The 15,293-nt window shown below is 45.6% G+C and carries 13 protein-coding genes; 1 reads left to right on the forward strand and 12 read right to left on the reverse strand.

Annotated elements, in window-relative coordinates; all coding sequences use genetic code 11:
* Positions 1-222: 222 nt before the first annotated feature.
* From QT990_RS03545 to QT990_RS03580, 8 genes are all read right to left on the reverse strand, one after another.
* Positions 223-2,136: an aminopeptidase P family protein gene (locus QT990_RS03545; RefSeq protein ID WP_333464930.1), complete on the reverse strand. Its 1,914-nt coding sequence runs from the start codon at positions 2,134-2,136 to the stop codon at positions 223-225.
* Positions 2,137-2,152: 16 nt separating this feature from the next.
* Positions 2,153-3,322, reverse strand: coding sequence for a pyridoxal phosphate-dependent aminotransferase (locus QT990_RS03550; RefSeq protein ID WP_333144205.1), 1,170 nt, complete (start codon positions 3,320-3,322; stop codon positions 2,153-2,155).
* An 88-nt stretch (positions 3,323-3,410) separates the two neighbouring features.
* Entirely contained in the window at positions 3,411-6,452 is a 3,042-nt protein-coding gene (locus tag QT990_RS03555) for an SMC family ATPase (protein WP_333464931.1), read from the reverse strand.
* A 244-nt stretch (positions 6,453-6,696) separates the two neighbouring features.
* On the reverse strand, positions 6,697-7,872 hold the full coding sequence (locus QT990_RS03560) for an exonuclease SbcCD subunit D (RefSeq protein WP_333464932.1): 1,176 nt from the start codon (positions 7,870-7,872) through the stop codon (positions 6,697-6,699).
* 45 nt (positions 7,873-7,917) lie between these two features.
* Positions 7,918-8,163: a DUF433 domain-containing protein gene (locus QT990_RS03565; RefSeq protein ID WP_445305432.1), complete on the reverse strand. Its 246-nt coding sequence runs from the start codon at positions 8,161-8,163 to the stop codon at positions 7,918-7,920.
* 6 nt (positions 8,164-8,169) lie between these two features.
* The gene (locus QT990_RS03570) at positions 8,170-8,511 is read right to left on the reverse strand and encodes a DUF5615 family PIN-like protein (protein ID WP_333464933.1); all 342 of its coding nucleotides are present in this window, start codon (positions 8,509-8,511) and stop codon (positions 8,170-8,172) included.
* A 3-nt stretch (positions 8,512-8,514) separates the two neighbouring features.
* Positions 8,515-8,841 carry a DUF433 domain-containing protein gene (locus QT990_RS03575; protein WP_333464975.1) on the reverse strand — a complete coding sequence of 109 codons (327 nt, stop codon included), beginning with the start codon at positions 8,839-8,841 and terminating at the stop codon, positions 8,515-8,517.
* A 79-nt stretch (positions 8,842-8,920) separates the two neighbouring features.
* Positions 8,921-9,814, reverse strand: coding sequence for an ion channel (locus QT990_RS03580; RefSeq protein WP_333464934.1), 894 nt, complete (start codon positions 9,812-9,814; stop codon positions 8,921-8,923).
* A 112-nt stretch (positions 9,815-9,926) separates the two neighbouring features.
* Between QT990_RS03580 and QT990_RS03585 the strand changes: the two genes are divergently transcribed.
* Complete coding sequence (locus QT990_RS03585; protein WP_333464935.1) at positions 9,927-10,247, forward strand: hypothetical protein; 321 nt, start codon at positions 9,927-9,929, stop codon at positions 10,245-10,247.
* 307 nt (positions 10,248-10,554) lie between these two features.
* Here the strand turns inward: QT990_RS03585 and QT990_RS03590 are convergent, their stop codons facing one another.
* The 4 genes from QT990_RS03590 to QT990_RS03605 all read right to left on the reverse strand — a co-directional run bounded on the left by QT990_RS03590 (position 10,555) and on the right by QT990_RS03605 (position 15,231).
* Positions 10,555-11,889, reverse strand: a complete 1,335-nt coding sequence (locus QT990_RS03590; protein WP_333464936.1) for a hypothetical protein — start codon at positions 11,887-11,889, stop codon at positions 10,555-10,557.
* Between the two features lie 691 nt (positions 11,890-12,580).
* Positions 12,581-13,102, reverse strand: a complete 522-nt coding sequence (locus tag QT990_RS03595; RefSeq protein WP_333144192.1) for a hypothetical protein — start codon at positions 13,100-13,102, stop codon at positions 12,581-12,583.
* A gap of 287 nt (positions 13,103-13,389) precedes the next feature.
* Positions 13,390-13,743, reverse strand: coding sequence for a hypothetical protein (locus QT990_RS03600; RefSeq protein WP_333144193.1), 354 nt, complete (start codon positions 13,741-13,743; stop codon positions 13,390-13,392).
* A gap of 387 nt (positions 13,744-14,130) precedes the next feature.
* The gene (locus tag QT990_RS03605) at positions 14,131-15,231 is read right to left on the reverse strand and encodes a saccharopine dehydrogenase NADP-binding domain-containing protein (protein WP_333464937.1); all 1,101 of its coding nucleotides are present in this window, start codon (positions 15,229-15,231) and stop codon (positions 14,131-14,133) included.
* Positions 15,232-15,293 lie beyond the last annotated feature (62 nt).

Below are 15,293 nucleotides of genomic sequence, written 5' to 3' on the forward strand. Positions count from 1 at the left end.
AGCTGTTCTGCATTTAAATTGTCTGTCAAAAAACAATCTAACTCTTGTGGGGTGGGCGTCCCGCCCGCCCTGAATATGCAATTTAAAGGCGCGGCGCGACAGCTTAATGAGTTCTTCAGTCCTCTTAAGAGGACTTTCGCTTTGAGACAGGGGTTTCAACCCCTGTCGGACTTTCGGTTTGACCTTAAGTTGACATCTATGAGCATTGCAGTGTCCTCGGTATCATTCCGGTGCAACCGGAATTGATATCACAAAGGGTGCGGCTGCTTTTTTCAACCATTCAATTGTTGCTGCATCAAGTACGGGTTCCAGTTTCTCGACTACAGCAGCATGATAATTATTCAACCATGCTAGTTGAGTCTTTGACAGCCGATCGACATTTATTAATTTGCGCTCAAACGGAATATACGTCAGCGATTCAAATCCGTACCAAACCGTACCGTTTTTGGATGGCATTTCCCTGACAACATAGAGATTTTCGATGCGAATTCCGCCCCATCCCGGTTCGTAATATCCCGGTTCGATGCTCGTTACCATTCCGGCTTCCAGGGGATACTGCACAGATTTGCTGATGCCGTTTGGCCCTTCGTGGCCTGCTAAAAACGCGCCGACTCCGTGCCCTGTACCGTGTCCGTAGTCTAGCTGTTCTTGCCATAATACCGCACGGGCGATCGCATCTAATTGCGCTCCCGTTGTTCCTTTGGGGAATTGCTGCATTGCACAGTTGATGTGCGCGATTAAGACTGTTGTGTAGTGTTCTATTTGTAGCGCCGTCGGTTCTCCGATACTTACTGTTCTCGTATCGTCGGTTGTACCTGCTAAATATTGCGCTCCTGAGTCCAATAACAGCAGTTCCCCCGGTTTTAACGTTATTTCAGGGCTGGGGGTTCCGTAATGTACGATCGAGCTATTGGCTCCCGCACCGGCGATCGTTCTAAAAGTTAAAGTCTGAAAATCTGTTTCTTGCTGGTAAAAATGTTCGATGCTTTCTTTGACATCAAACTCGGTAACTACCTTACCATTTTCTAGCTGTTCTGTCAACCACTTTAAAGCCAAAGTTTTCGCTCGACTTGCTTTGAAATTGGCTGATTTCATCTGCTCAATTTCTACGGGATTTTTGCGAGCTTTCATCCCTTCTACCGGATGTGCCTTAAAAACTATTTCGATGTTGTAAAACTGCGCTTCTTGATGGTTTAATATTAACTGGTACGTACCGGCTGTGCTGTGTTTCGGATCTAAAAGTACCCGAACTTTATGCGGCAAATTTACGCAAGTTTCTAATGTATGCGGATAGTCGCCGTAGGGAAGCAAAGTTACATCCTCCCGCAATTCTTGCTTAATTTCTGGTGAAATTCGTTCAGGATTTGTAAACAAAAACGCTGAATCTGTGGTGACAATGGCATAGGAGATGAAAATGGGAATGTGGGGAATATCCGAGCCTCGGAGATTGAACAGCCACGCTATTTGATTCAGGTTGGTAATCGGAAGCACATCGATGTTGGCTTTTTGCATCGCTTCCCTGACTCTGGCTAATTTTTCGGCGGCGGTTTCTCCTGTCAGGGATACAGGTAAGCTAAATATGGGCTCTGCATCAATCGCGGGTAAAGTCTCTGCTGTTTGCCAAGGAGTTTGCGATCGCACTTTGTCAGTCAAATTCTCCCGGATTGGTATGAGTTCAATCTCCGCAGTTGCAAATTTTTTCACCCAATTTTGATATTGCTCTGTCGATACAGTAAACGGGTCAAAACCCATGCGAATTTTCCTTGATTTTTCTGCCGATTCTACAGCCAGTTTTTCTAAAGTTTCAATTAAGGTTAAATTTCCTTCTAAGCCGAGTTTCGATATTTGAATAATTCCCGTATCGACTTGCAATTCGGCTTGTTCGTAATAGCGGGAATCCACAAACAACCAAGCGGAATCTTTGCCAACCAACAAATCGCCGGCGGAACCCGTAAAACCGCACATCCAAGCTCGCCGCTGCTTAGCTGCTGGAACTGATAAATTTAAGTGTTCGTCAACCGCTGGGATGTAATAGCAATCTAAGTCGTAATCTGCCATCAAATCGCGCAAGTCTGCCAGTTTGGCAGCGGAAGTATCTTGAATATTTGTATTTGCTTTCAAGTTAGTGGCAACCATTTTTAGATTTCCTATTTTACTTGTTTAAAATTGTCTTCAAACCTTTAACTAATCTCCTAATACCTGCGGTGGCGGTTGCTTTCTCCAAAGCACCGTAAGCAACCCGCAAATAGCAGCCGTTATCCATGCCGAAGGTTGTACCGGGAAGCACTGCTACGTGATATTCGCGAATTAATTGTTCTACTAATTCCATTGTATCGAGTTCAGTATCAACTTTCAAGAAAAAGTAGAAAGCTCCGCAGGCTGGGGAAATCGTACACAAATTTTGGATAGTATTGAGTTCGTCTAATACGAGTTGGCGCACGGATGCGATCGCCCTTACATAATTATCGCAGTAACCTCTACCAACTTGCAAGGCTCCCAGGGCTGCATACTGAGAAATTACGGGCGGACAAATTAAGATGGTATCTTGAATCTTTCTCACTGAAACCAGCAAGTGTTCTGGTATTACCATATACCCGATCCGCCAACTCGCAAAACCGTAGGCTTTGGAGAGGCTAAACAGAGAAATTGTATGTTCGCTGCTGTTGGGAAAAGCGGCGGGCGAACAGTGTTGGACGCCGTTATAAGTAAAATATTCGTAGGCTTCATCGCTGATGTGATAGATGTTGTGCTGGCGACAAATTTCGTTAACTTCCCGGAGTGCTTCGCCAGGATAAACGACGCCAGTTGGGTTGTTGGGTGAAACGGTGACTATGGCTCGCGTTTTGTCAGTAATTGCTTTTTTTATAGCATCGATATTAAGTTGATATTTGGCGTCGGTTTCTACTATCACTGGTCGGCAATTTGCCATGATAGCCGCCATTTCGTGATTGAAGTAATAAGGTGATTGGATAATAACTTCGTCCCCCGCAGAAGTGATGGCGAGAATAGCGTTGGTAAATCCCATGTTGCTGCCTGCGGTAACAACAATGCAGTTTTTGCTATTAATTTCTATGCCGTTATCGGTTTTTAGTTTGGCGGCGATTGCATCCTGTAACAGTGGAATTCCTTCCACGGCTTTGTATTTGTGATTGTCGGGATTTGCGAAGAATTCGGGAATTTTATCAAATGATTCTTGTGGCGGATTATAGTAAACTACGCCTTGTCCTAATGATATCGTTCCCGGATTTTGGCGAATCAGTTCGCCAACTACTGGAATTATGGGCGACTGTACCGATTGCATTCTAGTCGCGTGATTTTTCATCATATATTATAGGGAATTCTAGGGGCAGGTTTACTTATAATGTACGTCCTTAAGCAAGTTTACTATTTCATGCACGCGCCTCTCCACTTCAGGATCTATGTACTTCTATTTTAGAACCTTGGGGGGATTTGGAAACTTTAACTTGTGCGGGCAATCTTTCGCCCAATTCTCGAACGTGGGTAATCACTCCAATCAGCCTGTCTCGCTGGCGCAAAGATTCTAAAATTTGAGTAACGCTTTCGAGAGTTTCGGTATCTAAAGTGCCAAATCCTTCATCGAGAAACAAGCTGCCCAAGTGAGCCCCTTGAGACAGTTTCTCTGACAAAGCTAAAGCCATTGATAAGGAAGTTGCAAAGGTTTCGCCGCCGGAAAGGGTTCGCACTCGTCTAGCTTCCCCGCCGTTCCAATTATCTGCTACCCAGTATTCGCCGTCTTGGTTTTTTAGTTTGTAGCGATTTTCGGTTAATTCTTGCAAAATCAATGTGGCGCTGCCGACTAATTCTGCTTCTAAATGTTCTAAAATGTAGGATTGAAATTCGTTGGATTTGAGATTCTGCGCTAAGGTGTGATAAGTTTGCTCTTGTTCTGTGAAATTTGTGATTTGCTGTGACAGTCTTTCGGCTTGTTCGAGATTTTGCGCTGCTACTTGAATCCAAGCTAAAAGTTCGGCGCGGTTGTTGTTGGCTTGTTTGAGGTTTTCTTGGGCGGTATGTTTTGCCGATCGCACTTGTGCTAAAGTATTTTCATCGGTAGTTCTGCCTGCGATCGCCTCGCTCAAATCTTTCGCCCGCGTCTCTAACTGAATTTTTGATTCGCGGTGAGAGCGAATAGCATTTTCCCATTCTGATTGTTCCTTAACTGTCGCAACCGCTGCTAAAAATGTCTCTTCTGTGAAATCAGCCGCCGTTAATTTTGCTGACCAATCCAGGTTTAGCTGCTGTTTCTGGGCTTGGGCTTGCCCAAAAGCCTCTCCAGCTTGTTGCTCTCTCTCTGCGGCTTGAATAACCTTATTTTGAGCAGTTTGATAGGATTTTTCGGCAACTTTTAGCAGATTTGCCAAGTCTTGCTTGTCTTGTTCTAAGACTTTTGCTAAATTAGCATAAGGTTGATATTCGGTAATTTGATAAAGCGCATTTACACAACTTTGGAACTGCTGCTGGCGGCGGTCTGATTCGGCGATCGCATCTTGATATTCCTGCTGTTTAGCTGCTTGAGTCGCCACCGCCAAATTAAATCTTTCCTGAAAATTATCATATTCCAATGATGCCAGTTGGAACTGCTGTTCGGTTTCGCGGTATTGGCGATCGCTCTCTTTAAGGATTGCCAACTCCTGCTGCAACCCCAAGCTTTCCCACTGAGGATTTTCCAGAACTTGAGTGATTTGCTGCTGCAATTCGGCAACTCTATTCGCAGTTAATTCGAGCATTTGAGCAATTTCCGACTCTTTTTGCTGGCAAGCTGAAGCTGTACTTTTCGCCTCAGCCGCCAACCTTTGAGCATCTTGAAAAAGCTGATTTGCCGCCGCCAATTTACGCCGCAAATCAGCGACATCGACAATATTAGAATCTGGCAAAGGAGGCAGGCTCTCGCTCTCAGGATGCACCCCCCCGCACACCGGGCAAGTATCGCCAGAATTCAGTGACATTCTGATAGCAGCAACACTCTCTAAACGTGCCGCTTCCGCATTAGCGGTTTCCGCCACTTCTAACTCGCGGGCGCACTCTTTTAGCCTGAGTTCAACGGCTTCTAAATTAGTGGTAGCCTTCACATAATTTTGTTGAGCTTTTTCCTTATCTGCCAGAGATTTATCCAACTGTTCTTGCTGAGTCTTTTGCTGCTTGGTAATTAGCTGAAGTTCCATCAATAAGGGTGAAATTTGCTGCAATTGCTCTAAACGCTTTCCTCCCCGCGCATACTGTTCGAGCTGTGCCGCTGCTTGAGTAACTCGAAAACCCGCACCTTGAATTTTAGTGTTAGCAGCTTGCAGGTCTTTATCTGCTGCCATAAAAAAGCGGAGTTTTTCCTGTTGAATTTTTTGGGCAAGCGCCACTTCTTTTTCTAATTGAGCGCGCTGTTCTTCATATACTTTAGCAGCCGCCAGAGCATCTTCGCGAGCCTTAATTTGTGGCGCTAGCACCTCTTCTTTCGCTTTTGCCGCGTCAAGTTGCTGCTGCTCTACTGCCAGCTCAGAGCGAGCTTTAATTAACTGCTTTCTCGCTGCCACCGAGGCACTTTCGGCAGTTTCATACTGACTGCGAGCCGATCGCACTAAAGCCCAATCTCCCTGTAAATGATTGGCAGCTTGCGCTCTTTCTAAACGCTGTGCTAAAATTTCCATTTCAGCGGAATTAGCATTTAATTGGGCCAATTGTTGTTGTAACTCTTGCCAGCGAGCGATTTGCGAAAATAGCTGTTCCTCTTCATCTAGAGCCTTCTGAGCTTTCATCACAGCGCGATCGAACTGGGGCAACTGCTGCTCTAAAATCAAAAGTTGCGATCGTCTTTGATCCACCTCATCCGCCGTCGGCGCACTCAGCTCAGCTAGCTGCCTTTCCACCATTTCCCGTTCTTGTTTCAGCAACTTGGCCAGCTCATTTGTTTCCTTCCGCATCTGCTCAAAAATCTCAAATCCTGCTAGCTGTCGCAAAATTTCCCGGCGTTTTGAAGTATCCCCTTTAATAAATTCATCAAACTTGCCTTGAGGCAGAACAATTGCTCGCGTAAAAGTATCAAAATCCATTCCTAAAATCTGTTCAATGGTATTTTGAACAGCAACGATACTCGTCCCCAAAGTTTCCCATTGCCCATTTTGCCAGTTGTCCAAAATCACCTTATTTTCGGGAGATTTCGGACGGAAACGCCACCTTCGCGTCACCCGATACTGTGCCGAACCCACAGCAAAACGCAACTGCACTTTTAAATTTTCGCTGCCTTGACTTGCCAAATCACTTACTTGTTTGCCGCTGCGAGTAGTAGTGCCAAAAAGAGCGTAAGTCATGGCATCTAGCAGTGAAGATTTGCCCGCACCTGTAGCACCAGTAATGGCAAACAAATCGAGTTGAGAAAAATCTAAACGCTGTTCGCGGTGGAAGCTGGTAAATCCTTCGAGAATAAGTTCGAGTGGACGCATACTGATTTTAGATTTGGGATTTGGGGTTTTAGATTGTTATATTCAGGTCTACTGTCTTCCTTCTACAGTCTTCCCGATCCCCCCTAACCCCCCTTAACAAGGGGGGAACAAGAGTATTATCAAAGTCCCCCTTCTTAAGGGGGATTTAGGGGGATCTAGACTCGACTACAAGCGACATTGAGCGTGGGTTTCAGTCTTAAAACTATGTGAAATTTGAGAGTGTAGGTTGTATCTTTTTACCCATTTAATTGTTAACTGTTTCCTTAAACTTCTTGTACAAATTTTGAAATTCCTCCAATACTGCCGGTTTCGGTGTCGTTCCCAATCGGTTTTGATAATAGTTGCAAAACTCTGCTGCCGGATCGAAATTATTGGGATCGATATTAGTTATTTCTGTTGCTTCTAGCGCTGCATCTGGATAGCGCGGTTCAATTAACAGCGCTTGAGAACAGATTTGGCGCACTCGATCGGCAAGCCCGATTTGCGGACTGTCCAGTTGGACAATTACTTTCAAGAAACCAGGATGATACTGATGAGCTTCTAAAGTTGCATCAAGATTGTCGTTATGACATTTAAGCACTTTTAACGGCTTGTGGCAAGCCACAGGCTTAAATTCCACCTTTGCCTCACCTCCCGGCTCAACTTCTATCAAGCAAAATCCTTTTTCCTGTTCCGCTTCTCCAAAATCTAACTGAATCAATGAACCGGAATAATAAGCGGGAGAAGTCTTAGAAATCCGCTGGTGAATGTGGATGTGTCCGAGGGCGACATACTGAGCTTCCGGCGGCAGAGTTTGCGATGACAGGAGGTATTTTTCTCGCGTGTAATAAGCGACTTCTGATTTTGCCAATCGAGCGCCGTCAATGCTCATGTGTCCCATGAAAATATTGACAGTATTGTCTCTAAACTCTCTGGTTAAATCTTCGAGTAAATATGCTACGATTTCGCGGTAATCTTTTCGGCGATCGGCATCGCCCGACTGCCAGAGAGAATTAGCATCTAACAGTCTTTGTTCGGAAGCAAAAGGCATCGCTCCCACACAAAGTTTACCGCTTTTAGTATTAAGATTAATTGTGCCGCCGTCTGCGGAACGCCTGGGTTTGCCTAAAGCGCGAACACCGGCGAGGGAAAGCAATTGCGCGATGCTGTCGATGCGGGATGCCGAATCGTGATTACCGGCGATCGCAATTGCGGGAATTCCAGCAGCTTGGAGTTCGCAGAAAAAGTTATAAGCAATGCGTTCGGCGTAAGCGGGAGGGTTGGGCACGTCGAAAATGTCGCCCGCAACGAGCACAGCATCGACATCTAAGGCTTTTGCTTGCTTCAAAATCTGTTCGAGGGCGATCGCAATTTCGGAAGTGCGATCGATCCCTCGGAAACGTCGCCCTAAATGCCAGTCAGCAGTATGAATTATTCGCATAGTACAAGGAGTTTTTTGTTTATTTTTATAGAAACCTGTAACTTTTCAATCTTCCTCATTTTCGTGAATTGCTGTTTCAATCTCATCAGGATATGCCTCAGCATAACTAAAAGCATTCACCAAATCTGCTGCACAGAGATCGGGATGACCTTCTAAAATATGAGCATCGGTGGCATCTTGACGGCGATAGCTTATTAACAGCCAAACAGGAATCCGCGTTTTTCGGATACAGGCGGCACCACCCATGACACCGGGAGTCTTTTGAATTCCATACCCAAGGTATTTTATCACTTCTACTCACTCCGAAGGACGGTTAACTCTAATCAGTAAACTTCTCACTGATTCTCGATTAGCAATAGCTTCATTAATGCGTAAAGCCAGCCTATCTCTATTTGAATCATCTTTACAAACAATGATACCAGCATGGTCTGGTTGTAATGTATGCAGCCTGATAAAATGACGGCGATTGAGCGTTAAAATAGCGCGGTCAATACTCACTGCAAAAGCTAACACTTCTTCATCAGGAATTTTTTGATTAGCATTTCCTGCTTCCTGTACGGTAAGGACATCGTGGCCTAAAGTCCTCAGCAATTCCACAAGCCGCCTCGGAAATTGTTCATCTGCATAGAAACGCCCCACTTTTCAATCTTCCTCATTTTCTTGAATTGCTATTTCAATCTCATCAGAATATGCCTCAGCATAAGCCCAAGCATTCGCCAAGTCAGCGGCACGCAGAGTCGGATAGTCTTCTAGGAGGTCAGCTTCAGAAATACCTAAACGGCGAGCATTCACCAGCACCCAAACAGGAATTCGCGTTTGTCTGATACAAGCATCGCCGCCGCACACGCCGGGAGTCTTTTGAATTCCCGACCAAAATTTTCTTAAACTTTGGGCTAGTAATTCTATAGCTTGAGCCTTCTCTTCGGGAGTTAAAGCCAAGAGTTGCGGTTGCAATTCTTTCAGTGTCATCTTTGTAATTATTGAGGTCATGAATATTAATTTTTTTTGCCATACAGGTATTCTAGCACTGGTGGCTCAATCCCAACTTTCATTCAACAGGCTTCACATCGTGAAACCGAGTATAATCAATTACCCGCCCTCCCGTTGCCGATTTTAAAAAAATATCTACAAACCGCATATTCCACATAATTTCAGACGCCACAAAAGAATGTCGCGCATGAATAGTTTGCGAAACTGTTTCGTCAATTCCTGTTAACGTAATTACAATTTCCGCTTGCCGATCCATCAAGTCTTTGGCAGTAAGTTGGTACAAAGGACTGCTCTCCTCAATTGCGTGCATAACCGTCCAAGTTAAGGCAAAAACCGGAGAGTGACTTCGCACTAATTGCAAATCGTAAAAACGCCGCATAAATTCTCCTTCCGGTGTTACCTCGTTGCGGATCAAAGTAGCTCGCTGCTGCGCTTCTAAAATTTGGTTAAAACGCTGATTTGCAGTGCGGTACATCAGAGTCGGAACGCCGTTGAAAGGAGCGATCACAGCTACGCGGCTGAACATAACTCTAGCTGTTGGTCGAGAAAATCTCGAAAAAGCCAGTCCCGTCACCATCGCCACTCCCCACAAACCAAAAAGCGCTTGGATCGCGACTATAGTATTAGCGTAATCCGTGCGCGGATACATAGAGCCGTAGCCGATCGTCGCCATTGTTTGCACGCTGAAATAAAAGGCATCTGGGAAAGAACCCGGCCGCGCGTTAGCAATGCAATCTCCTCCCGCCAAGTAAGCTAAGGCAAATAAAGAATTTGTGACTGTATAGGAGAGACAAATCAGCATGAAAAATCGCGGCCAAGAAAGAGTTAGCAGCCTGTGGTAGAGGTCGGCAAAATGCAGGCGAGGTACTCCCAGCCTGACAATATTTAAGGGGAATTGTCCTTGGCGACTGACTAAACGAGCCTGTGGCTGGTGGTTGCGGTTGATTTTCATTGCGATTTGTAACTGCGGCTGTTTCAATTTGTAACTATTGCTTTGACCTGGAAAACTTATCCTTTAGACTGATGTCTGATTCCAAAAATTCGGATAAAAGCGGAGTTTAGAAATGGTTGAGCTTAACTGGCATGACTATCTCGTTATGGTTTCTTTTGTGGCTTCTATTGCGGGTCTAGTCCTGCTGGGTGATAATCGCAACTCGCAGCCAATGGACGATCGCACTTTGAGCGAAGAAATCCTAATCAAGATGAGCTTTACTTACTGGATAGTGTACTGCATCTCTTTTTTCGGGCTAAAACTTCACCTACCAGAGGATAGCTGGTTATTGCTCAGTTTGAAGCTGACTACGGTTCTTTCTTACTTGTTGACTGCTTCTAGCATACTCAGCCTGCCGCTGCAACGCATGGCTGTCCGACGAGTTGAAGATTAACAAAAAGTGTTTGTAGTAAGGACTTCAGTTTTTTCGATCGCGGTGAAGAAAAACTAAAGTCCTGACTGCAAAGCTATTTGAGTTATATTACCGGGCAATAAGCTCACAGCTAGCTGTGAGCTTGTTTAATGGTTTATTATCCGAGGGATGCAGACTAACGCGCCCAAAATGGCTAGGGTCGATCGCACTCGTACTTGAAATTGCCACTCTGTTTCTGCTTTCCCTGGGCTGCGGCCATCTCAACGAGTATCCGTTGGCGAAGAAGCCGGCGCATTAGGGCATAGCAGTATGCCACGAACTTAGCTGGTTAGGATTTAAAGCCTTTAGAGCTTTTCTTTTTCTCCTGCGGTTTGGACTTTGACTTATTAACTTCGCCTAAAGCTTCCTGAAATAAGTTGTGCAGGTGCACGGGAACGCTGGCAATTTCCGGGAGTTCGGGTTCTAAGGGTTTTTTAAACTCTTGCAGCAAGGCATCTAAATCGCGATCGAGCTGAAAGTCTGTACGTTGCAATACAGTTTGCAAAATTTGTTCTAATTTCGCTGGATTAACTTTAGCTAACCGTTGCCAAATCCAGACATTAATTGCAGGATCTTCTAGATAGTTACGCACCAGCTTTTCGTAACCGGGAACGGTTGAAAAGTCTTCTGCTGCTAGCAGTGCAGTAAATTGAGCGTAAGTAGACAAAAAGGTTTGTCCCCAGCGAGGATGAGAAAGTGCACTCACCTGTTCGGCTTTCTTGAAGCGATCGGGCAATTCGACTTTGGGCATTACCATTTTTGAACTAGCATTGCTGTCGAGCATTACCTCAACTGCTTTAGCATCAGCACCTGCAGCCGCGATTGCTGCTGCTTTGACTTCTTCTCGATCGACTCCGGCATCTTCCACGATATCCGCCAGAGATTTACTTCCATCAACGCCCATATCAGCTAGGCGTTTTTTAGTGATAAATTCCTGAAATTGGGCCAACTGTTTATTCAGGTGATATCCCGATAGCGTCAATTCCTCACTGCCAAAAAATTCGGTAAAATCTTCGTGGTAGTGTTCTACTGACTGCCAAGCTTGCTCTAACAATTCCGGCGCATCGCTGTACAGGTTATTTTTGTGATTTTGCTTGAAATTGCCGATCGCCACCGCCAACTTCGGCTTACCCAATTTCCCCATGAGGATGGGAGAGCTCGAAAGTATCCACCAGTCATCGGTGAGGGGAGAAATCCGAGCTCGCAAGATTTCTCCTAACTTAAAGCGAGACATTTCTGCAAGAAAATTAGGACTGTTGGGCTTGACAACGTAGTGCTTTGCCGTCAGCCAGTTCATCAGTTCAAACCTGTCGGGGAAAAGTTGAGTGATTTCAAATAAGCCAGCGAAGCTTCTGTGCTCCCAACTTTCCAGCAAGCTACGATCGCTCTCGGTTAAATCCGGCTGACTTTCGACAAATAGGTCGATCGGCGTTTTCTCTCCGACTTTACCTTCGACTGTAAAACTGTCAATCACTTGATTTTGCTGAGCAATATCGTAGCGCTCGCCGGTCGATCGAGCTGCAGCATAAGCTTCCAAAGCTACCGCCAACTCTCCCTCAGCATCCAGCACAAAGTCAATTAAATTTTGCTTGAGTGTCCAAGCTCTTTCCAACATTTCATCCACAAGTAATACCGATTTTGAATGAGAGGATTTAGATTTTTAACAATTATCGGACTTGAAGCCACCGACGCTTTACGATCCGGCTGCGATTGAAGAAAGCGCATCGCGAACAATGACAAAAATATGCGATGATGCCTCAGTCCTGAATTAGTTTAATTTTAAGGCTAATAGTTAAAAAAAAAATGTTAATCTCAAACGGAAGCATCCCAATTTGGTAAAAAGCATTTTTTAGGAGTGCGATCGTCCCGCACAGCAAAGCCTATACGTCTGGCTTAGGATCCCGAATTAAATAACTTACAATTTTAATTGTTATGGTGGGATGGGCGTCCCGCCCGTCCAAAAATGGCGGGCGGGACGCCCAACCCCTACTCCCCACTTTCAAGAGTGTAAGTTATTTAATTCTCATTCCTTCGTGATCTCACAGCCAACACTCCTGTGAAATAAAAATCTTGCTGAAAAAGGCGATTTCAACTTAACCTAAAAATACCCCTCTCCGATGTAGAGAGAGGCTCAAAATCCCCAAAAACTTCGCTAATCTCGCGTTGAAAACTGTGCAACTTATCAACAACAGTCCAAGACGCAGCAACCGGGTTTTTTTATCAAAACACTTCCCTGCATTCCGGTACCCGGCTAAAAATAACCGCAACGCTTTAGTTTGTGTGCGTCCAAGACTGAAAAATACTTGCGATCGCTCTTAGCGGCCGTCTTTGTCAATGTCACCAGGAACAGCCCGTTCCACCCGATCCCAAGCGTCGCGCGTGGCGTGCTTAGCTTTTTCCCAACTCACTTTAGACTTACCGCGATTTGTTTCGTAGTCGCGCTGCAAATCCGGTTCGATCTCGTGGTATTTCTTACCAGTAGCGCCATAGCGGCTGTATCCCTCATAACCAGTGCGGTATGCAGGCTGATAGTCTTCGTAAGTTGTACTCGTGTCGGCGTAAGGACGGGAACTGTAGTTGCTTTGCCAGTAAGCATCTTCTACCGTCGGGTCGATCGCCTCGCCCACACCTTTGCCCACCAAACCGCCGCTAAACGAACCCACAACAGCGCCCACAACAGCTCCTACAGGCCCGCCGATGGCACCGCCGATCGCAGCACCCGCAGCACCCGCACCCGCCGCACCAATACCCGTTGCGACTGGATGAGCTCCCTTTTCCCCGGAAATCGGGTCTAGGTTAGCATCAGGTTCATGTACCGTTTTTTTGTCATCGCTCATGATATTTTTTTCCTTTTATCTAAATGTAACTATTATTAAATTTACCTTTTAAATTCATATCTATTCATCTGCCTTAAGGATGAACCTGCTAGCTGAAAAACGAGGGAAATGAGAAAATACTTCTCGACTCAAAAACGATTTTTACACGCTACTCTCAAGCAATAAGGTGCGCCGAGGCGCACCCTAGATAATTATGTTCAACTGAGTTCTGAGATCGGCTCAATTGTGTACTCAGTGAAGCTGTGTATTTACCAGCAACTTGAGTTATATCTAAATCTCTTGATTTATTAGTTGCCCGTGACCTTTTCGATCAACTCTTCAGCTTTTTGAACTATGCCTTCTTGCGGGTGTTCTCCCTTGTACTCTTTTAAGCTTTCGTCGTAAGCTTTCTCTGCATTTGCAGGATTTTGAGAGGTTTTGACTATTTCATCGTAATCTGCTGCTTGGGGATTGAGATCCTCGAAACTTACTGCGGGGTCAGTAATTGTAGCTTCTTGCGGCGCGTGGCTCTTGTCTTGACCTGCGTAAGCAGCCTGACTGGGTACTACCGCTAGACTTAGCAGACCAATGAAAGCCAGCGTACATACCAGCAAAATGCTTTGGCTCAATGTTTGTCCGAGAGCTTTTAAAACCCGCTTCATATCAACTTCTCCTCGTATTTTTCCGCAAAAATTATGGTGTTTGTCGCCCCTTCACTGCGATCGCACATTTACAACCTTGGTTCAAGCGCAATCTTTGTCGCAGCTACCGCATCTAGAGCGAGCTAAAAGGGATGTTTCCCGTGATCTCCCATATCTTAAGCGCCTGCTTGTTACTATTCCTTCTACCAAAAGATAGATTAGTTAGACAAGCGGAACTCCTCTCCTATCAGGGGCGATCGCAATTCCTGCGAAGAACCCTATCTAGGGGTTTTTCCATCACTTACGAAGCCCCTGACTCTTCTTTTTTGGCGCGTCTTTCGCGTCTTCGCCGAGCGGGAAAACATCCGATTTTCCAACATTTTAAATTGCTATAAATAACCTAAGTAACTACAAAACAACCTGTTCTATGTCTAGGTTCCTATTCTGCATAGCTCGTTCAAATAGCTCAGTAGAAAGAGCTTGTTCGACCGACCAAACGCCCGGTTTTTCCAGTTTTCCTTCTAACATTAACTGAGCTATGCTGCCAGTACCAAGGCCCGTAGCGACGGCAGCACTGGGGTGTATCGCTGTCGAGCAAACTTTAGCGGGTTGACCGTTTTTGAGACCTGTCACTTGCGATCGCACTGCCACACCAACCCCACTAAAACTATTAGTAACACTGGTCATCCCATAACTGACGTAGGAGAGAAATTCAATCACGGAGTTATTTTTGAGCCAGCTAGCCGGCCAATACTTAGCAACAAACCAGGTAAGGTGATTGTAAAGGTCGGGAGACGTACCGAATTTAGTCACAACAGATTTGACGGGGAAAGTTTCGGGCAAAGTGATTGCTTCCGGCATATCAAACCAGTAAACCCCTGTTTTGCCGTAGGGCGCGGGAAATTCAATTGTTTCGCGCTTGCTGTAGGGTTTTACTTGCTGCCAATTGCCGTCTTCCCAAACCTCAAAAGGGGTTTGCAAGCCTAAAAAAGTAGTTCTCATGACGGTAACGCCAGCACCGCCAGAACCTCCGACAACATAACTCAAATGGATGTGTTCTGCTTCATCTAATTGTTCCACATCTCGGCGCACCATGCTGTTAGACACACCGGGGAAAATGCCCGTATTAATAATAGCAGTAATCCCAGCATTTTTAGCTGCTTCGCGCAATTCTAAAGCCCTGCGAGTAAAACTGCGGCTGTCACTGACATCAGTATAATTAACACCTGCTTCGATGCAAGTTTTCAGCACGCCGGCGTCTCGGTAGTGAAAAGGCCCCGCACAGTGAACGACAAGATTAGACTCTGAAACAGCTTTTTGCAGGGCTGCACTGTCCGCTAAATCAAAAGTTTGGTACTGCACCCGATCCGGCGGCAATCCCGGCCCAATAGAGGCTTCAGAGTTGCGTCCGGTAACAGTAATTTCCGCGTCGGTATGGGTAACAAGGTCTTGGGCAACACTGCTGCCAATTCGTCCTCGGCCGCCGACAATCAAAACTCGGTTTGCCATCGCTAAAAAAAGGGTAACGCCATTTCTCAGTTTCTCAACTTGGGGCCGGCGTTTTCATCCGC

Origin of the sequence: Microcoleus sp. T3_B1 (genome assembly GCF_036700445.1) — a bacterium.
In the GTDB taxonomy this organism is placed as follows: domain Bacteria; phylum Cyanobacteriota; class Cyanobacteriia; order Cyanobacteriales; family Microcoleaceae; genus Microcoleus.